Origin of the sequence: Bacillus cereus group sp. BfR-BA-01381 (assembly GCF_022663555.1) — a bacterium.
Lineage (GTDB): Bacteria > Bacillota > Bacilli > Bacillales > Bacillaceae_G > Bacillus_A > Bacillus_A pacificus.
On record NZ_JAKUFR010000005.1, the window covers coordinates 38,786 to 58,665 of the forward strand.

Here is a 19,880-nt window from a genome sequence, read left to right on the forward strand (position 1 = left end):
GAATTTGTCTGTATACAAACAAATAAATGGATATTATCATGAAAGAAGCAAAGAACATAGGAGTATATGGATATGAAAAAGAAAAAAATAATGAAGTATATGATAGGAATTATAATGGTTTGCGCCGTTTATGTGGGATTTTTACAATATAACATTTATAAGCATGGGCAAATGAATGCGACCTATGAAGCTGATTATATCATTGTATTAGGCTCGAAAGTAAACGGAACGAAACCATCGTACTCATTGCAATATCGTATTGATAAAGCAGCTGAGTATTTGAAAGCACATGAGAAAGTAATTGCTATTGTGTCTGGAGGGAAAGGAAAAGGGGAAGATATTTCAGAAGCATTAGCAATGAAAAATGAATTAATAAAACTAAAAATTGCAGAAGACCGCATTATAATGGAAGATAAGTCAACGAGTACAGATGAAAATATTAAATTCTCAAAACCTTTAATTCCGGACAATATGAAAAAAGGAATGATCGTAACAAATGACTTCCATATGTTTAGAGCGAAAAAAATAGCAGCTAAGCAAGGTTTACAATTAGAAGGTCTTCCGGCCGAAACACCAAAGCGAATTGTCATTCCATCGAATATACGTGAATATTTAGCCATTACGCAATATTGGTTTATGAATCGAATATAGAGAAAGTGATCCCGCCTAGCATTCTAGGCGGGATTTTTTGAGGGGAATCTTACAAATATGTCATCTTAATGAAAGGTAAAGCGATAGTTTCTAGAATGGATTCCTGACATAATGAAGATAACAAAAACTATTTAGAGGTGAATCGGATGAAAGGAAATAATATATTATCTTCACTATGTTACTTTAGTATCTTTTTTGCACCATTTTTACTACCAATTATCGTGTACTTCGTTGCAGAGGATGAAGTGAAATATCACGCGAAAAAAGCATTTTGGTCACATATTTTCCCGTATGCAATTTTATTCGGAGGGTTAGCGATATCAGGAATATACGGTTTAGGATTCAATCAATCTGACGGTGCTGGAATTGGGATCATGATCACATATGCAGTATTCATTCTTGTAGGGATTTATTACTTCATTTGGAATATCGTAAAAGGTGTTAAAGTGTTGAAAACAGCGTAATAAGATAAGGAATAATTTGGAGTAAGTTTGTCGTTATTTGTCAGTAAGTCGATATTCTTTGTCGAATCGACGATATAGTGTAAGGAATCGTTGATATATTGAAATAATCGTCGATATAATTTCATTTACCGTATTAATAGATCTTTTTGTGCTTATAAGTTGTGAATATTGGAAAAGATATGTTAATTTTTCATTAGGAAGAGAAAAAAGGAGTGATTTTCATGAATGAGATGATACATAAAATGGAGCAACACGTTTCAGTTCGTAAATATAAAGAAGAATCCATTCCGAAAGATGTAGTAGAAAGAATGGTGCAAGCTGGGCAGCATGCTGCTTCCTCGCATTTTGTACAGGCTTACTCTGTTATATATGTAACCGATCAAGATTTAAAGGCGAAACTAGCAGAGTTATCCGGAAATCGTCATGTGAAGGACTGCGCAGCATTCTTTGTTTGTTGTGCAGATTTAAAACGACTTGAAATGGCATGTGAAAAACATGGTACAGAGATAAAGCATGAAGGAGTAGAAGACTTTATCGTAGCAACTGTAGATGCTTCACTTTTCGCGCAAAACTTAGCGTTAGCAGCAGAATCGTTAGGATACGGTATTTGTTATATTGGTGGTATTCGTAATAATCCGAGAGAAGTGAGCGAATTGCTTCATTTACCGGATAAAGTATATCCTGTATTCGGAATGACAGTCGGTGTACCAGATGAAAATCACGGAGTGAAACCACGTTTACCGATAGCAGCAATCCTTCATGAAAATGGATATGATGAAAAGAAATATGATGAATTATTAAATGAATACGATGAAACGATGAACGCGTATTATAAAGAAAGATCATCAAATAAGAAAAACGCAACATGGACGGAATCGATGAGTTCGTTTATGTCTAAAGAAAAAAGAATGCATATGAAAGAGTTTTTAAGTGAAAAAGGATTTAATAAGAAATGAGTAAAAAGGCAGACCTGTGATGCAGGTTTGCCTTTTTTGGAGGAGAAAGGTGATTGTCTTCGAATAAGTATAGAGGGAGGAGATAATATGAAAAAAGCTTTAATCTTTTTATTTGATGGATTTGCAGAATTTGAAGTGAATATAGCGAGTTTATTTTTGATAAGTAAGGAATTCGAAATAATAACAGCAACTGTAGATGGAAAAACAGTTACAGGAGAAGGAGGTTTTTTGTGTCAACCACATGTTTCTATGGAGCATATTGAAGTAGAGGACTATGAAGTGTTTATCGTACCAGGCGGACATATTTTTGATCATTTAGAAAATGATCAATTGTTATCTATCGTGAATAAATTACATAAGCAAAATAAATGGATAGCGGGTATTTGTGCAGGAACATCTTTACTACATGCAGCAGGAGTGCTGAATAAGAAGAAATTCTCAACATCGTTAACAGCAGATGAAAAACAGTTAGCGCATTTACATGAATGGGAATATAAACAAAACAAAGATGTAACTGTTGATGGGAAAATAATAACAGCGGTAGGGTCTGCGTACGTTGAATTTGCTACTGAAATAATGAGGCAACTCAATTTATTTAATGAAGCTGAAGCGAAGGAGAACTTGCAATATTTTAAAAATGTAACAGAGATTTGTGATGAAACGTTAGTTTAAGTGAATAGTTTGATTGCTAATACCTAAGTTCAGAATGTAGATACCACTTTCTGAACTTAGGTATTTTATTTGTTATCATATACATAAAAATTAAAAATTTTTTACAAAAGTGATAGAAAATGAGAATGAAATGCCAATAGTAAGTAAAGGCAGCTGCTAAAGGGGAATTGAGGAAGGAAGATGTTTATGATTTTCGATTCTGAAGTGGATTTAATTACAGCTATGAAAAAACGTGATCCAGATGCTTTGAAAGAAGTAATTGATCAATATGGAAAATTAATTTTATACATTATTCATAAATCATTAAGTAGCCCTATGGAGAAACAATATGTGGATGATTGTTATAACGATGTATTTACTGTCATTTGGTTCCATATCGAACAATTTGATATGGAAAAGGGAAACTTCAAATCTTGGATGATTGGTATTACTAAATTAAAGACATTGGAATATAAAAAGAAAGTATATAAAGAGAATAAAGTCGATAAAGACGTAGAGATAGATACAGGTGTCCATGATAGGTATGAAATAGAACAAGAAGAAGAGATTATGGAAATAGTCCAAGATTTAAACAAGAAGGATCGATATATCTTTTTAAAGAGGTACATTGATGGATATTCCATTGACGATATTGCAAAAGAATTAAAAGTAACGGCGGATTATATATACAATCGAATTTCTCGAGGGAAGAAAAAAATTCAAAAACTATGGAAAGGGAGTGTGTAATATGGATAAAAGATTATTATCTATGTTAAATGAGCTCCAATATTCAGATGAAGAAATTGCACATTTAGAGAAAGAAGCGGATGAGACTATAAATGTAGATAAGTATTATGTGAAAAACGGAGAATTATTGAAGAAATTAACAGTGCAAATGTTGGAAGAATCAGTTCGGAAAGAGTTACAAGAAGGAGAAGAAATCGAATGCGAAATATTAGTAGAAGAGGGGAGTCTTGTAAATTCTAAAGTTATACCGAATATATTAACGGCAGGTGCTGCTTTTTATTATTACATTGTTTTAACAAATACAAGATTACGAATTAAATCGTTAGATTGTTATTTCAAAAAAATAAATGAGTACAATGTGCTAATTAGTTCAATTCAAGCAGTTTCGAGACATAAAAAAATGAAGAATGTATATGGAATTACTATAGATAATAACTATATACAATTAGGAAGTACCGAGCATGAGCAAGAATTGAAAACGGTAATTGAGAAGCTAAAACAACGAGGGGTGAAAGAAGAGAGATATAAAGAGTTTGAAAAAAGTTGGCTGATTTTTTTCAATGTGTTTGTAATAGCGATAGGTGGGCTTCTAGTTTTAAAATATTTAATTTGAAAATAAAAAGCGGCATAATAGCCGCTTTTTATTGTTATCACGTTTAAAAATATTGAAAACTTATCCGTTATGACACAAACTAAAGCACCTTCTATAACGAATGCAAACTTTCAATAAGAAGATATATGCCCGTGCAACTTAAAAGGATGTACGTAAATATTTTAAAAATCCGTTGATTAAGCCATTTGAAAATAATTTGACCTATATACAAACCTAGAAATACGATTGGAGTAGCGTAAAAACTTGATTCCCAAATTGTCTTGTTTGTGCCACTAAAGAGTATTTGCGTTAGTAGACTAATGAAATATATAAATAGATAAAAAGCTAAAGTAGTTGCTCTCAGCTTCTCTTTTTTTGTATCAGTTCCTGTAAAGTACAGTAACAGAGGTGGTCCCGGCATACCGATACTTGTCGTTAAAAGACCGGATAATCCTCCCACTAAGAAATCTCTAGATTTTGTTGATTGAATCTTAAAGTTACAGATTAGCATCAACGTTAATAGTAAGAGCAGGATGCTAATTGCTAATTTAAACGTGTTGATGTTAATGGAAACGAAAATGAAAATACCAAAAGGAACACCAACTATACTGCCGACAATTAATCTTTTCAGTAGAATACAATCAATGTCCATTCTTATTTTCCAAATGAGTGATATAGAAATAATGAATGATAAAATGATATTTATTTGTATAGCTTCTTGTGGTAGAAATAACATGAGTAAGAAAGGTGTTGCCATAATAGAAAAGCCAAAACCGGTACTCGTTTGTAATATAGAAGCTACTAATATAATACAAATGAACATGAATATAGTATTCAAAAAAGCCCTCCTACATAATCAAATTTCATTAATATTTTAACATAAAGTAAAACTTTAATCAGTGAGGGCTTACTACCTAGCAAATCGCCGCTTGTTATGTTGCGGTTAATATTCCAATGATGATCCTGTAGCCTTAAAATATTTTTCTCGTGAAGGCGTCATTACTCGGATTGCTAATAAACAGGAAAGGAAAAGGATGAGTAACGAGCTACTTATTACAGTCATTTGAACAGAAAGAAATTGTGCGGACGCCCCAATTGCTAAAATGAAAAAGATTTGGATGAAACTTTTTATTGAATCAAACACGCTATCAATACGTCCGATCATATGTACAGGGATGTTATTTTGATAAAATGTGATAAAGCCAGTACCAGCAAATGATGAAGAAATGCCAAGTAAAATGAAACCGCCTGCCGCGACTATAAATGAATTTGAAAAGGCGAAAATTACATAGCCTATTGCTGTGAAAATTGTCCCTAATCCGATACAATATTGAATTGGTAAACGTTTGGCAAAGAGAGAGACGAGAAATGAACCGGAAACGTAAGCAGCGCCAGTTATACTAACAAGCATGCTGTATTCTATATCGGTTAAAAACAGTACTTGTCTTGTAAAAACAACTTCTTGTGAATCAAGTGCCATAGCGACAAGCATAGTCGCTTGAAATAAAACGAATATGAGAATAATGTACGTTTCCGTTCGAGCGAACGAAAAAACTTGTTTCCAATCACTTCGTAATGTTTGTACGAAAGTATTTGTAACTTCTTCGTTTTGCTTTGTTTGTAACGTAATATTAGGTAAGAAATAAATGAGAATAGTAGAAAGTAGAAAGGAAAGTGAGTTGCAGTAAATTACAAAGGATGCTGAGTGCGTGGTGAGAAGTATTCCAGCAAGAGCTGGACCGATAATGAAAGCTCCGTTTGTAAATAAGCTATTCCAAGCGTTAAATTGAGCGCGTTCTTCAGCAGGTATGAGCATCATTTTATAGGTGAATGAAGCTGGATCGAAAAATGATGCAGCGATGCGAGTTAAAAAGATAAACATATAAATGGCCCAAATAGAATCAAATAGTGGAACACAGCCAATAAGAGCTGCCCGAATGATATCTGTGATGAGCATAATAGATCGTTTGTTTAATCGATCTACTATACTACCAGACCATATTTTTGTAACAACGGTCGCAATTGGACCGACAATCCATAATCCTGCTACAGCAGCAGGGGAATTTGTGCTATGTAACACCATTACGTTTAGGGCGATGAGATACATAAAATCACCTAAACGAGAAATTCCTGTTCCCGACAATAATAATAATTTATTTTTCATGAGCAGCTGGTCCTTTCTTTCATTGTTTTTTTATCCTGCAGGAAATAGCGTATTCCTCTTCAGAGTTTGATTGACGAGCGGTTTTGTTTTCCCATCGTAATAAAACTTGTGTAACTTCCCAAGTAAGCTGTTGTAATTCCTCTGGAGTTAAAAATAAATGAGATACAATATGACTGCCTGTATTCGTTCCTTCTGTGCCGCTTTCTTCAATATAGAAATGAGCGGATTTTGCCTTGTAATATTTTTCAATAATTCCTCGTTTTTCTTTCGTGTCTACTAATTCAAGTAACCCTCCATCATATAAAATTTGAACGTGATAATGTACGCTACCAGCAGATTTATTTAGTTTCGTAGCTACTTGTTTTGCAGTGAGTGCTTCGTCTTTTAAAAGGTGAAGAATTTGAATACGTGTTGCATTGGAAATAAGTTTCTGCTGCTCAGCTGAAATAGTAAGTCTATCTTCAAACATTATAATATCCCCTTTCTTATAATCTAAATTTATTGTACATTCTAAAAAAATAGAACGTAAGAAAAATAAATCGCCTTTTTCCTCTGTATTTCGACATAAATAAAAATAGCATGTACATAAACATGCTATTAAGTAATAGTAGATTCTTCATTAAGTTTCCCGCGATAAAACAGGTAAAGCCATATAAAACTTACAAATATACAGCATGTAGCTAGAAAACTACCAATTATTTGAGGAGAAAGGATTTCTAATAGCCATCCTGTAATGAGCATAGATAACTGTATAAGTGAACCATAAATAGAGTAATGAAAAGAAAAAACTTTACCAATCATATTTTCGTGTGTGTAAGTTTGAAGTAATGTCGTATCAAGTGGAACGATGATTCCTCCTGCTATGCGCATACAGAGCAATGTAATGATACCGAAAATAAGTTGATCGGATAGAATGAATCCAAGAAAGAAAACGCCTTGTAGGAAGTAGGCCCAACCAAATGCTTTTTTCATTTTTTCTTTATTGCTGGATATGTAAAGATTAACGAGAAGGCTTCCTATCATAAGCCCAGCCCCTTGAACCGTATATAAAATCCCAATGTTCGTGTGGAAAATTTTTTCGGCATAGATTGTTAGAAGTAGCTGATAAGCACCTCCAATAAGCCCCCATGAAATGCCTACAAGAATTAATATTAAAATGATTTTTGTTTGTAATATGTATGTGTAACCATCTTTTATATCAGTAAAAAATGCTTTTTTCTTCTTACAAGTATCATAAGAGGGAACACTCATATTATAAATAAAATAGGCCGAAATAAAGTATGATAGGCTATTTACTAAAAAAGCGAATTCAATATGTAAAGATTGTGCAATAATCCCGCCAAGAGAGGCCCCCATAATAGACATAAAACCATTTATTGTACTAGAAAGAGAGTTAGCAGTTACAAAATGATTTTGATGTACGATGTTTTTTAAGGTTGCTTGTTTAGCCGGCTCAAATAAACAAGAAAGTACGGATAAACATATATTAGAAATGAAAATAATCTCAATTTTATATAGTGCGAATAAGTAAGTGAGGACGATTATGCCTCGTAAAATATCGGTAAAAATCATAATATTCTTTTTAGAAAAACGATCTACAACTCCGCCTATGAAAGGACTAAGCAGAAGCTGAGGTAAACCTTTACTTATAAAGGTGAGTGCGATCATAAATGGAGATTCCGTTATGCTATAGACGAACGTTAATAAAGCTACAGTATGAAACCAATCTCCAAGCACATTTAATGTTTGCCCATAAAATAGTTTTTTGAAGTTATTATTTGTTTTAAGAAGCGCGGAATAAGAAACTGACATAAAAGATTAATCCTTATGTAATAATGATGCTTGAATTTGTTTTTTCCACTCACTTAAATACACTTTCTCCTCTGTAGGGAGTCCAACAGGTAATTGTGCAATCAATTCTAAACTATTTCCGTCAGGATCGTTAAAGTATACGGCGGCATGCGCTAATTCTGGAAAAACAATCGGTTCAATTGGTTCCATTCCAAAGTCTTTTCGTGCTGAAATTCCTTTTTGATTTAGCCAATGAATCGCATTTTCCAAATCATGTAAACTTACTTGAAAGGCGATGTGTCGTAAAGAGGGGTGATAATTCACTTTGTATTCTGTGCCTTCCCAAAGGCCGAGCCAACTTTCATTTTCCTTAATCCAAAAGAAAGCAATATCGTCTCCTCTTTTATATAATTTCAGTCCAAGTGATTCGTAAAAAGGGATAGACACTTCTAAGTTACGGACGGGTAAATGTGCTTCGTAAAGACCTTTAATCATTGTAATCCTCCTAAGTAAAAATATTTCTTATTTCATAGTAAACGTTTTCTTATTAGTTGAAATCAGAAAAAGGAGGGACATAACTTCATACGAAAGTATGAAAAAACAGCTCAAATATGAGCTGTTTTCTTATAGTTTTTCGTTCATTTGTTAAGGATAGGATATATTAGTATCCGTATCCGCCGCCACCCCAACAGCTACAGCCGATGATGATTAGAAGGATGAATAGTACGATAAGCAAAGCAAATCCACCGCCGAAACCAGCGCAACTTCCACCATAACTCATATGTTTTCCTCCTTTTGAGCAAGTTAATCTATATAATTCATGGACTACTGTATACAGTATGTTTTTCGTATGGAAAAGGAGCCAGTCTCTTTTGTAATTAGACAAACGCCTGTATGGTCATTTTGATTGTATATGGAGCTAGGGGTATGTGAAGAAATCGTTATATATTTCGCGATTTGTTCATAAAAAAATATAAAAATTGTAAAAAAAACCATTTTTATATTTTTTTATGAGAGGATTTGTACTATAATTTTACAAGTAATATTATGGGAAAAGGGAGTTTTAGTGAAGAGATGGAGATGGGACAACTACAAAATAAAATAGAAACTAAAAAGAAAGAGCTAATTCAACTTGTTGCTAGACATGGATTGGATCATGATAAAGTTTTGTTATTTAGCCGAGATTTAGATATACTTATTAATAAGTTTATGAATGTGAAAGATAAAGTACATAAATAAATAATTTGTAGTTTTTTATATTAAGATATTCAACGAAGAGGAGAGAGATATATTTGGAACATTTACAAGAAGAGCTATATAAACAAATAAAAGAAGAAAAAGGTATTGTTACAATTTTTTTAAAGAGTGGCGTTAGAATAGTAGGAGAAATTGTTGCAATAGACAAATTTACCGTTTTAATGTTAGTTGATGGAAAACAACAACTTATTTACAAGCAGGCTGTATCAACAATAATGAAATAAGACACTCGTACTGAGTGTCTTATTTCATTATTGCTTGCAAGCTTCAACGTCAATGCCGGCAGCTAATAATTTTTTTTCACCATCTTGCTCAATGTTTTTTTGTAATTTAGATAGGAAAGAATCAAAGTTTGTATGCTTTGCTACTTGGAATGTCATTTTATGCTCAATTGGCAGCCACGTATCAATATCAGCTTCGTTATGCTGAATTTTTACCTCAAGCTTATCAAGTGCGTTAGCAACTTTTGCTTCGTACGTTTCTTTCGCTTCAAACTCCATCCATAAATCATATAATTCCTCGCCGAGAGAACCTTTTAATGTTCGTTTAATATTTAAAATTGCTTCTTGTTCATTTATTTGTTTTTGTAATTGTAATTCATGACTATTCATTGTATCAAAAGCAGGAATATCACCAGCTTCAGCTTCGACTAGATCGTGAATAATCACCATTTTAAGTAATTTTTCAATATTTACTTTCTGATCTAAATAAGGTTCGACTAAAATGGCCATTAGAGACATGCGCCACGTATGTTCAGCAACGCTTTCTTGACGTCCGTTAGAAAGCCAGCTATGTCGCATTTCATATTTTAGTTTTTCTGCTAGTGCAATGACTTGTAAAATGTTATGTTCCATCGTGATCCTCCTCATATTTCCATACTATAATTCTAATATGGAAATGAAATGTGTCAATTTTATGAGTATATTGCGATAAATAGATGATAAGCGTATAATAAACATTATATGTGAAAACGCATTATTAAAATAAAAAAATGTTTTATAAAAATGAAAAGGAAAGGGCAGGAATATGGGAGACGAAAATCAAGTGTTTGCTAGACCAGAAAGAAAAAAAAGGAAGTTTGATATTTCTAGCCCAGTGGGCATAATAGTAGGTTTTGCTATTGTAATAGCAGCAATTATGCTTGGCGGCGGTGGAATAAAAGCTTTTAAAAACTTTTTAGATGTTTCATCTATTTTAATTGTCATAGGGGGAACAACTGCGACAATTGTTGTGGCATATCGATTTGGAGAAATAAAAAAATATACGAAAAGTATTTTTACTGTTTTACATAGAAAAGAAGAAGATTTAGAACAGTTAACGGATTTGTTTGTTGATTTTTCGAAAAAATCTAAAAAACACGGTTTGCTTTCTTTAGAGGTTGATGGAGAGCAGGTGGACAATCCTTTTATTCAAAAAGGAATTCGATTAATGTTAAGTGGTTACGATGAAGAGGAATTAAAAGAAGTGTTAATGAAAGATGTTGAAACGGAAGTGTATGAGTTAAGAAAGGGAGCGACATTATTAGATAAAATTGGTGATTTTGCTCCCGCTTGGGGTATGATAGGGACTTTAATTGGTCTTATCATTATGCTTCAAAACTTGCAAGACACGTCGCAAATTGGTACAGGGATGGCAGTTGCAATGTTAACGACCTTGTATGGATCAGTACTTGCAAATATGATTGCAATCCCTCTTGCTGAAAAAGTGTATCGTGGTATTGAGGATTTATATACAGAGAAGAAGTTTGTTATTGAAGCGATTTCAGAATTGTATCGTGGACAAATTCCGTCTAAATTAAAGTTAAAACTCGATACGTATGTATACGAAACAAAGATAAAAAAAGTAAAACGAGCAGCCTAATATTGCAAGGAGTGGTATGGTGATGATAAAACGACCGCAAAAGGGATCGCCTCGTTGGATGACGACTTTTACAGATTTAACGATGTTATTATTAACTTTCTTTGTATTACTAGTTGCTACTTCAAAGCAGGATGCAGTAAAATTGTCAAAGATGCTTGAAAAATTTAGTGATACGGAGCAAGTAGATGCAAAAGTAATGGAAAATACAATACCAGATATTTCTCATGAAAAAAATGATGAAAAAATGATCTCGAAAAAAAGAATGGATGAATTATATAAGAAGTTAAAAGCATATGTAGATAATAACGGTATTAGTCAAGTGAATGTATATCGAGAGGATACGGGAGTAAGCGTCGTTATAGTAGATAATTTAATATTTGATACGGGTGACGCGAACGTTAAACCAGAAGCGAAAGAGATAATAAGTCAATTAGTTGGGTTTTTCCAATCGGTACCAAATCCCATTGTTGTAGAAGGTCATACAGATAGTAGACCTATTCATAATGACAAATTCCCTTCTAACTGGGAGTTGTCTTCAGCAAGAGCAGCAAATATGATTCACCACTTAATTGAAGTGTATAATGTGGATGATAAAAGGCTAGCTGCGGTAGGATATGCAGACACAAAGCCAGTTGTACCAAATGATTCACCGCAAAATTGGGAGAAAAACCGTCGCGTTGTCATTTACATAAAAGAATAGTATATTGTCATTTTAATAATAAAATAATAAAAATACGAAAATTCTTTTAAAAAAATATTAAATTTTATCATTTTATTTTGTATAATGAGTGAGAATGATAAGGTGAAATATTAAGATATATTTATACATAGAAGGAGAGAATCAAAAAGAATGGCACATAAAATTTTAGTTGTAGACGATGCGATGTTCATGCGAACAATGATTAAAAACTTATTAAAAAGTAATTCTGAATTTGAAGTAATCGGAGAAGCGGAAAATGGAGTAGAGGCAATTCAAAAGTATAAAGAACTTCAACCTGATATTGTTACATTAGATATTACTATGCCAGAAATGGACGGACTTGAAGCATTAAAAGAAATTATTAAAATTGATTCAAGTGCAAAAGTTGTTATTTGTTCTGCAATGGGGCAACAAGGTATGGTATTAGATGCAATTAAGGGTGGAGCAAAAGACTTTATTGTAAAGCCATTCCAAGCAGATCGTGTAATCGAAGCGTTAACAAAAGTAGCAAACAGCTAATATAGAAGGGGTGCCACAAGGAATCTAAACATTGATAGCGGATATGCGTGTGGCCCCCTTTTTTCTTGCTTTAAAACACTAAATTGTTATACATAAATGAAATGTTTGTTAGACAGGTAGGGGATTAAAATGCAAACAGATCTATTAAATATATTTTTTGAGGAATCAGAAGAACATTTACAATCGTTAAATGAAAATGTGCTAACTTTAGAACAAAATCCCACTGATATGGATGTTGTGGGAGAAATATTCCGCTCAGCCCATACATTTAAAGGTATGTCAGCGAGTATGGAATTTACGGAAATGGCGGATTTAACGCATAAAATGGAAAACGTTTTAGATGAAATTCGTCATGGGAATATAGTTGTAAATGCGGAAATTATTGATGTGATTTTTGAGTGCATTGATAATTTAGAGAAGATGGTTGCAGATGTGCAGCAAGGTGGAATGGGCAATATTGATGTAGTTGCAACGAAACAGAAATTAGAAGCATTATTGAATGGCAATATAGAAATTCCTACTGAACATATAGAACAAGAAACTATAAATAACGATGATGAAGCTTCACATGAAGTGCATATAACTGTTGAGCAACAAGCTATTTTAAAAGCAGTACGTGCCATTATGTGTATTGAAGCGCTGCAAAATGTAGGTAATGTACAAAGAACAGTTCCAAGTATTGAAGAAATTGAAGCAGATGCTTTCGGATTTGAGTTCACAGTATTTATGGATACTGATCAAAGTGAAGAAGAATTAAAACAAGTAGTACTTCATGTTTCTGAAATTGAGAAAGTAGAAGTGAAGCAAGCACATATATCAAAAGAAGTAGTTTCGGAAAAATTGTCTACACAAGAAGCCATACAAGAAGTTTCACAAGCGGCTACGCATGTGGAATCAACTAAAGAAGTATCTAAACAAGTATCTAAACAATCTACTAATGCTACACCAGCTAAAAGCGCTGCAAAAACGAAAAATGGTAAAGTGGAAAATCGTTCCATACGTGTTCAATTAGAAAAAATTGAAAGATTAATGAACATGTTTGAAGAAAGTGTAATTGAGCGTGGTCGTATAGATGAATTGGCACAAGCAATTCAAAACAAAGAATTAATTGAGCATTTAAATCGATTAGGCGATATTTCAAAAGATATTCAAAATGTACTTTTAAACATGCGTATGGTGCCGATTGAAACAGTCTTTAATCGTTTCCCGCGTATGGTACGTATGTTAGCGAAAGATTTAGGGAAAAAAATCGATTTACAAATTACAGGTGAAGATACTGAAGTCGATAAAATTGTTATTGATGAAATCGGTGATCCGCTTGTTCATTTAATTCGTAATGCAATTGATCATGGGGTTGAAACTGTTGAACAACGTCGTGATGCAGGTAAAAATGAGACAGGTACGATTAAATTAGAAGCGTTCCATAGTGGGAATCATGTCGTAATTCAAATTACGGATGATGGAAATGGAATTCATAAAGGGAAAGTATTAGAAAAAGCGATTAAAAATGGTGTTGTAACAGAATCTGAGGCAAATAAATTAACAGACCGTGAAATATTTGATTTGATCTTCCAACCAGGATTTAGTACAGCTGAAGTTGTATCAGACCTTTCTGGACGCGGCGTTGGATTGGATGTAGTGAAACATACAATCCATAGTTTAGGCGGACATTTAATTATTGATTCTGAAGAAGGAAAGGGAAGTACATTTAGAATTGAACTTCCATTAACGTTGTCTATTATACAATCTATGCTTGTTCAAACGAATGATAAACGTTATGCTTTACCTCTTGGTAATATTGTTGAAGCAATTCGAATCAAGAGAGAAGACATCCAATCCATACAAGGAAAAGATGTGTTAAATTACCGTAATCAAATTATTGAAGTGAAGCATTTAAGTACGGTATTTGGTGAGAAAACAGCAGATGAGGCGTTTGCGTCATATGATGGTCAAATGGTTCCTGTGTTAATTGTTCGTAATACACATCGCAGCTATGGGCTTATTGTAAACACAATTATCGGTCAAAGAGAAATAGTCTTAAAGTCATTAGGTGACTTCTTTGCAGAGAGTTCTAATTATTTCTCTGGTGCGACAATTCTCGGTGATGGACGAGTGGTCCTCATTTTAAACCCAGAAGGTTTATAATAGGAATGAAGGAAAGCTCCCCACTTGTATACAATTGGGGAGCTTTTTGGTTAATCGTTACTAATCTAAAAATGGGAATAAATACATATTAACGTTTTATATAATAAGTTTGTTAAAATAAAATGAGAGTTTATATCATTTGATAGAAAAACAGAAATGAGGAGGCAGAGAAAATGCCTGAGCAACACACAAAAGGGGATACGAGCACAATTGTGCTAGAAAAAGAGAATGAGCATTTAACGCCTCAAGAATGTGATATTCTTGGCGAAATTGCAAATATATCATTTGGTTCAGCTTCGACTGTATTATCAACAATCTTAAATAGGCAAGTAAGCATTACTGCTCCTCGCATCGAATTGGTAGATTTATATGATTCAAGCGACGTCGAAGTTCCACACGTTGTACTAAACATTCATTTTACAAAAGGATTAGATATGGAAAACCTTCTTGTCCTTAAGCAAGATGTTGCATTATCCATTGCTGATTTAATGATGATGGGAACAGGTGAAGTGGAGGACGGAAAGGAACTTGGTGAATTAGAGCTAAGTGCTGTACAAGAAGCGATGAATCAAATGATGGGGTTCGCAGCTACATCTATGTCGGAATTCTTCCAAGATACAGTAGATATGTCTCCGCCGACAATTAAGGTTGTAAAGCTATCAGAAGAAATGGAGAAAATCTCGGAAATCGATGGGAATCAAACGATTGTTAAAGTATCGTTTGATTTAAAGATAGATAATCTTGTAAACTCTAAACTTGTGCAAATTGTTTCAATTGAACATGCGAAACAAATGATAAATAAGTTAATGCAATTATCTGGTGAAGTAGAAGAGCAAGACGTGCCAGCAGAAGTAGTTGAAACTGAGATTGTAGAAGAACAAGTTGAAAAAGAACATTTAACGCAAGAAGAGAAAGATGTCCTTGGTGAAATTGCAAATATTTCAATTGGTTCAGCTTCAACAGTATTGTCAACGCTGTTAAATCAGCCAGTTTCAATTAGTACACCGAATGTAGAAGCAATCAATGTTCGCCATTATGATGGAGTACCAGTCCCATTTGTTATTTTAAATGTTGATTTTGTTGAAGGACTAAAGAATGAGAATGTATTCGTATTTACGAAAGATGTCGCTTTAACAATGGTAGATTTAATGATGATGGGGACAGGGGAAGTTGATCCAGAGAAAGAACTTAGTGAATTAGAACTGAGCGGTATTAAAGAAATCATGAACCAAATGATGGGGCATGCTGCAACGGCGATGTCAGAAATGTTTCAAGAAAAAATGGACATGACGCCACCAAATGTTAAATTTGTAACTTTAAAAGAAGAAATGGAATATTTGGGAGAGTCAATGGAAGTGGACGAACTCGTTCAAATTACGTTCAACCTTGAAATTGGCGACCTGCTTCAATCAAAAATGTATCAAATTTTACCGATTTCAGAAGCGAAGGAAATGGTAAGAAGACTTCTATATCCAATGGTGGAAGAAGAAGAGATTGTTACGGAAGAAATAGAAGAAGAAAAAGTTGTAGAACCTGTTGTGCAACCTATTGAATTTAAAGAAGTAAAACAAATGGAACCAGTATACATGGACACATCCATTCTACAAAATGTAGAAATGAACGTGAAATTTGTATTTGGAAGCACAGTGAAAACCATTCAAGATATTTTAAGTTTACAAGAGAATGAAGCGGTTGTGCTAGATGAAGATATTGACGAGCCAATTCGTATTTATGTAAATGATGTATTGGTGGCGTATGGTGAACTTGTAAATGTAAATGGATTTTTCGGAGTAAAAGTGACGAAATCACTATAAGGCGTTGAAATAGTAGATGAAAAGCATAAAGTTTTTTCTAATTTGCTGGCTATTCATACATGTGTGCCTGCTCTTCCCTTTGCAAAGTCAGGCGGAAGAGCAAATTGAGCCAGATCAAAATATAAATGAAGTGAATGTGCAAGAAGAAATGAAAGAAGCTCAAGAGCGGCCAGTAGAAGTAGAAATGAAGCAAGATAAAGAGGAACAACAAGAAGCAAAAAATGAACAAGAAACCGAAAAAAAGATAGAGACGGATCAAGGGGTTATTACAGTAAATAAGCAGGAATTAAAAGTTGGCGAAGAAGTGCGGGTTATTGTAGAACCAAAAGAGCAAAATGTTCAAAGTATAAAAGGTATTTTGCGCTTGCCAAAAAACGGCGATCAGTATGAACAAGAAAGAATGCTATCGTTTAAGTATGAAGAGGAAACGAAGCGATGGATTGCTAAATACAAGGTCGAAACTTTTGATTTGCAAGGTGATTGGAATCTTCAGCTCGTTCAAAGTTACAAAGAAAATGAGAAAGAAGAGCTTGTAGAAAATGAAGTGAAAGTCCCGCTCGTTCATATAAATAATGAAATGCCAACGCTAGATAAAGAGTTACCGAAGTTACATAAAGTTACGATTGATGAGACGAAGGGAAACGTAATTGAACGGAAACAAGGCGATTCTATACGTGTACGAGTGAAGGCAACAGACGTAGAATCAGCCGTGAAAGAAGTTCGTGTTACATTAAAAGGAAAAGAAAATAAAGAGATTACATTTTTATTAGATTACAATAAGCGCGATATGGATTGGCAAAAAGTATTTGAAATAACGGATGCGTTGCCAAATGGGACATACGAACTATTTGTAGAGGTAGTAGACGCGGCTGGAAATAAATTGATTGAAGCAAGTGAATATGTCGTTTCTGTTTTGGAGCAAAAAACAGAAGAGGATAAAAAGATAGAAGAACGAGAGAATGAAGATAAATTAGAAAATAAATTAGAAGATAAGAAAGAAACTGAGAAGCAGGAAGATTCGAAAGTAGAAATCCCGCTTCAGGAAGAAAAACCACCAGTTGTTCAAATTCCAAAAAAAGAAGAGAAAGTAAACAATCTTATAAAAGAACCATTGAAAGAGAAAGAAAGAATTACTTATGTTATAAAAGAGCCTTTCACAGACAACAAGGAAGTAAATAAAGCGACGGCTCAAAAAGATAAAGATAATAACAATCAAGTCATTTCGAAAAAGAAAGAGAAAAAAGAAGAGCCAGAAGTTAAGAAAGAAGCTAAAAGTGACGAGGGAATACAAGCTTCTAGTGTATTTGCTATTATGTCTGGTTTATTCGTACTCTTTCTAGTTTTAAAGAGTAATAAAGAATGGGGCTAATTATTTCATAGTAGTGGAGGGCGCTTAGATGGAGATTAAACGTACAACAATTGAAAATAAGACGCTACAACCATTAAAACAGCCTGCAGCTATTTCAGAACATGAAATCCAGAAAGAACGAAAGCATAGTAATCTAGTGTTTACTGGACAGTCTAAAATTATATCGAAGAATAATGAAATAGGGATTTTACTTGCGAGTTTAGGCGATGGAAAGGTTATGAAGGAAATGCTTTCTAAAGAGATGGATACAGTATTACAACTCTTTAAGAAGTTACATACATTATCTGGAGAAGGAAAGCAAACAGATAAAATATTTGAACAAGTAATGAGAAGCTTACAAGGACTTGTTAAGCAAGCTCATATAAAAGAACTTCCTTTGTTAGATGGAACGTATGATTTTGCTGAAGTACAACTATCATTTGGTAGAAAGGTACATATTCCGTTACTAGATGTAAGTGCACTCCTTTCTAGAGTGGAAAGTGATTCTTCAGAAGGAAATATAAATTTAATGGTAACGGTTATTACTGCTTATATAACGAAGTTGTCTAACGAAACCATTTTAATTAGCGTTACAGATCGTACTGCTAAAGAGCGGGATGTAAGCGTATGGAGAGCACTTGCGGAAATGAATATGACACAATTATCACAGGCTTTGAAACATACGATGCAAGAACATAAATGGTCTATGACGTTTCTTTTTCTCTTTGTATGGATTGTTGCTATTATTTTAATTCGAGTTATATAAAAAGGTCGTCACAATGTAAAGTGACGACCTTTTTATATTTTTTCGTAGAAGAATGTATCGAAACGCTGAAGATTATAACGTTCAGGTGTTAAAATTTGTTCAGTACTACCAACAAATAATACGCCGCCTTTTCGTAAAGCACGACTAAACTTTTCATAAAGTTTTACCCTTGCTTCTTCAGTAAAGTATATCATTACGTTGCGACAAATGATTAAATCGTAATTTGTATCGAACGACTGCATTAACAGGTCATGCTGCTTGAACGTCACGTTTTGCTTAATGTTTTGATGTAATGAATATATATCATTTTCTTTTGTGAAATGAAGCTCTTTTAAATCGGCAGGTAATTCTTTTAAAGAACGTTCTGTATATTGACCGCGTTTTGCAGTTTCTAAAATGTGAAAATCAAGATCTGTTGCTTGTATTTCAAAACGATATGGAGCTAGGTGCTTCGATAAAATTAAAGAGAGTGTATATGGTTCTTCACCGGCAGCGCAAGCGGCACTCCATACTTTTAATTTTCCGTTATTTTGTTCGAGTAATTTTGGTAGTGCTTTCGTCTCTAACGTTTGCCAACGTTCTTTATTTCTAAAAAACTCTGAAACGTTAATTGTAATATAGTCAATAAAACCTAAAAATAACTTTTGATCGGTACGTAAATTGCTTAGAAAACTAGTGTAGTTCTCAAAGCCCTTTCTCGAAATAAAAGCATCGATTCTACGACGCATTCTATCTTGTTTATACGAAGCGATATCCATATTGAATTGTTGTTTAAAACTCGCGATAAAATGATCATAATCTTGTTCAATTATCATATTTATAATAGGCACAATAACGATATTGTGCCTCCCCCTTTACATCATACGGATTTTTTGTTCAAAGTTTTTTTTCATCTGTTTTTCATGTAAACCTGGTAAATCATAAATAACAGCATCAATTCCTGCTTCTTTTGCAACGTCAACGGGAATGACAGATGTATGCTTATCCCCATTATAAAAACAGAGAACTAGATCGGTATCTTCGATTATTTGTTTTACAAAAAACATATAATCTGATCGGTAAATGGAGTCGGAAGGATGATCAAAAGCGACATACTCGGCTCCGTGTTTTTTTAAGTAATCAACGACCTCTTGAAATTCATCTGTTAATGCTTGTAACGGCTGTAGCGTGTAAAGGCATAAATTTTGAGCGAGTCTTTCGTTTTCGATGAAAAAACGAAGAATCTCATTTTCGATAGATTTATAACATAATATGTAAATTTTATGTTTGTGAGCATAGTCAGTTAAAAATTTTTTTATTTCTTCTTGATCTAATGCTGTTAATTGATTTGAACCACAAAGAAAAATATTCATAGATTTGTGCCACCTCATGCTAAATTGTAACATATCTTTTATAAAAAATAACTGCAAAATATTAGTGTTCAGAGTATAATTATAAATAACTGGATTTTACGAT

General features: G+C 33.5%; 24 protein-coding genes. 15 read left to right on the top strand and 9 right to left on the bottom strand.

Translation table 11 applies throughout. The features are described from left to right. Positions 1–99 precede the first annotated feature (99 nt). From MR079_RS02895 to MR079_RS02920, 6 genes are all read left to right on the top strand, one after another. Positions 100–651 carry a YdcF family protein gene (locus MR079_RS02895; RefSeq protein WP_313897257.1) on the top strand — a complete coding sequence of 184 codons (552 nt, stop codon included), beginning with the start codon at positions 100–102 and terminating at the stop codon, positions 649–651. Between the two features lie 146 nt (positions 652–797). Beyond that, positions 798–1,115 carry a magnetosome magnetite crystal formation protein family gene (locus tag MR079_RS02900; protein WP_098270189.1) on the top strand — a complete coding sequence of 106 codons (318 nt, stop codon included), beginning with the start codon at positions 798–800 and terminating at the stop codon, positions 1,113–1,115. A gap of 221 nt (positions 1,116–1,336) precedes the next feature. Next, on the top strand, positions 1,337–2,071 hold the full coding sequence (gene nfsA, locus MR079_RS02905; protein WP_242293471.1) for an oxygen-insensitive NADPH nitroreductase: 735 nt from the start codon (positions 1,337–1,339) through the stop codon (positions 2,069–2,071). Between the two features lie 87 nt (positions 2,072–2,158). Then, complete coding sequence (locus MR079_RS02910) at positions 2,159–2,743, top strand: type 1 glutamine amidotransferase family protein (RefSeq protein WP_242293472.1); 585 nt, start codon at positions 2,159–2,161, stop codon at positions 2,741–2,743. Positions 2,744–2,923: 180 nt separating this feature from the next. Then, a complete protein-coding gene (locus MR079_RS02915) occupies positions 2,924–3,469 on the top strand; it encodes a sigma-70 family RNA polymerase sigma factor (RefSeq protein WP_242293473.1) in 546 nt (181 codons plus the stop codon). Position 3,470: 1 nt separating this feature from the next. Then, positions 3,471–4,082, top strand: a complete 612-nt coding sequence (locus tag MR079_RS02920) for a flagellar motor switch protein FliG (protein ID WP_242293474.1) — start codon at positions 3,471–3,473, stop codon at positions 4,080–4,082. A 91-nt stretch (positions 4,083–4,173) separates the two neighbouring features. Here MR079_RS02920 and MR079_RS02925 read toward each other — a convergent pair whose 3' ends face one another. From MR079_RS02925 to MR079_RS02950, 6 genes are all read right to left on the bottom strand, one after another. Continuing rightward, on the bottom strand, positions 4,174–4,899 hold the full coding sequence (locus MR079_RS02925; RefSeq protein WP_242293475.1) for a sulfite exporter TauE/SafE family protein: 726 nt from the start codon (positions 4,897–4,899) through the stop codon (positions 4,174–4,176). A gap of 105 nt (positions 4,900–5,004) precedes the next feature. Continuing rightward, positions 5,005–6,225 (bottom strand): MFS transporter, encoded by a 1,221-nt coding sequence (locus MR079_RS02930; protein WP_242293476.1) that lies wholly within the window; start codon positions 6,223–6,225, stop codon positions 5,005–5,007. 19 nt (positions 6,226–6,244) lie between these two features. Beyond that, complete coding sequence (locus MR079_RS02935) at positions 6,245–6,694, bottom strand: ArsR/SmtB family transcription factor (RefSeq protein WP_242293477.1); 450 nt, start codon at positions 6,692–6,694, stop codon at positions 6,245–6,247. 128 nt (positions 6,695–6,822) lie between these two features. Further along, positions 6,823–8,037, bottom strand: coding sequence for an MFS transporter (locus MR079_RS02940; protein WP_242293478.1), 1,215 nt, complete (start codon positions 8,035–8,037; stop codon positions 6,823–6,825). A 6-nt stretch (positions 8,038–8,043) separates the two neighbouring features. After that, the gene (locus MR079_RS02945) at positions 8,044–8,511 is read right to left on the bottom strand and encodes a VOC family protein (protein ID WP_242293479.1); all 468 of its coding nucleotides are present in this window, start codon (positions 8,509–8,511) and stop codon (positions 8,044–8,046) included. A 166-nt stretch (positions 8,512–8,677) separates the two neighbouring features. Next, positions 8,678–8,797, bottom strand: coding sequence for a YjcZ family sporulation protein (locus MR079_RS02950; RefSeq protein WP_000120179.1), 120 nt, complete (start codon positions 8,795–8,797; stop codon positions 8,678–8,680). Between the two features lie 239 nt (positions 8,798–9,036). Between MR079_RS02950 and MR079_RS02955 the strand changes: the two genes are divergently transcribed. Both MR079_RS02955 and hfq read left to right on the top strand, forming a co-directional pair. Continuing rightward, entirely contained in the window at positions 9,037–9,255 is a 219-nt protein-coding gene (locus tag MR079_RS02955) for an aspartyl-phosphate phosphatase Spo0E family protein (protein ID WP_002091864.1), read from the top strand. Positions 9,256–9,308: 53 nt separating this feature from the next. Then, positions 9,309–9,497: an RNA chaperone Hfq gene (gene hfq, locus MR079_RS02960; RefSeq protein ID WP_000400658.1), complete on the top strand. Its 189-nt coding sequence runs from the start codon at positions 9,309–9,311 to the stop codon at positions 9,495–9,497. Between the two features lie 27 nt (positions 9,498–9,524). Here the strand turns inward: hfq and MR079_RS02965 are convergent, their stop codons facing one another. Beyond that, positions 9,525–10,127, bottom strand: a complete 603-nt coding sequence (locus MR079_RS02965) for an HD domain-containing protein (RefSeq protein ID WP_242293480.1) — start codon at positions 10,125–10,127, stop codon at positions 9,525–9,527. Between the two features lie 172 nt (positions 10,128–10,299). Here MR079_RS02965 and MR079_RS02970 point away from each other — a divergent pair, with 172 nt between their 5' ends. From MR079_RS02970 to MR079_RS03000, 7 genes are all read left to right on the top strand, one after another. Then, a complete protein-coding gene (locus MR079_RS02970) occupies positions 10,300–11,133 on the top strand; it encodes a flagellar motor protein MotP (RefSeq protein ID WP_074540183.1) in 834 nt (277 codons plus the stop codon). 22 nt (positions 11,134–11,155) lie between these two features. Beyond that, a complete protein-coding gene (locus tag MR079_RS02975) occupies positions 11,156–11,833 on the top strand; it encodes an OmpA family protein (protein WP_000596045.1) in 678 nt (225 codons plus the stop codon). A 150-nt stretch (positions 11,834–11,983) separates the two neighbouring features. Then, positions 11,984–12,352, top strand: coding sequence for a response regulator (locus tag MR079_RS02980; RefSeq protein WP_000940576.1), 369 nt, complete (start codon positions 11,984–11,986; stop codon positions 12,350–12,352). Between the two features lie 129 nt (positions 12,353–12,481). Continuing rightward, positions 12,482–14,497, top strand: coding sequence for a chemotaxis protein CheA (locus MR079_RS02985; protein ID WP_242293481.1), 2,016 nt, complete (start codon positions 12,482–12,484; stop codon positions 14,495–14,497). A 173-nt stretch (positions 14,498–14,670) separates the two neighbouring features. Continuing rightward, positions 14,671–16,311, top strand: coding sequence for a flagellar motor switch protein (locus MR079_RS02990; RefSeq protein WP_242293482.1), 1,641 nt, complete (start codon positions 14,671–14,673; stop codon positions 16,309–16,311). Positions 16,312–16,327: 16 nt separating this feature from the next. Then, entirely contained in the window at positions 16,328–17,680 is a 1,353-nt protein-coding gene (locus MR079_RS02995; RefSeq protein WP_139867949.1) for an Ig-like domain-containing protein, read from the top strand. A gap of 28 nt (positions 17,681–17,708) precedes the next feature. Next, positions 17,709–18,425 carry a hypothetical protein gene (locus MR079_RS03000; RefSeq protein ID WP_071737496.1) on the top strand — a complete coding sequence of 239 codons (717 nt, stop codon included), beginning with the start codon at positions 17,709–17,711 and terminating at the stop codon, positions 18,423–18,425. Positions 18,426–18,457: 32 nt separating this feature from the next. Here the strand turns inward: MR079_RS03000 and cheR are convergent, their stop codons facing one another. Together cheR and MR079_RS03010 are read right to left on the bottom strand one after the other, a co-directional pair. After that, on the bottom strand, positions 18,458–19,240 hold the full coding sequence (gene cheR / locus MR079_RS03005) for a CheR family methyltransferase (RefSeq protein ID WP_242293483.1): 783 nt from the start codon (positions 19,238–19,240) through the stop codon (positions 18,458–18,460). A gap of 39 nt (positions 19,241–19,279) precedes the next feature. Next, a complete protein-coding gene (locus MR079_RS03010; protein ID WP_001020094.1) occupies positions 19,280–19,777 on the bottom strand; it encodes a hypothetical protein in 498 nt (165 codons plus the stop codon). Positions 19,778–19,880: the final 103 nt, after the last annotated feature.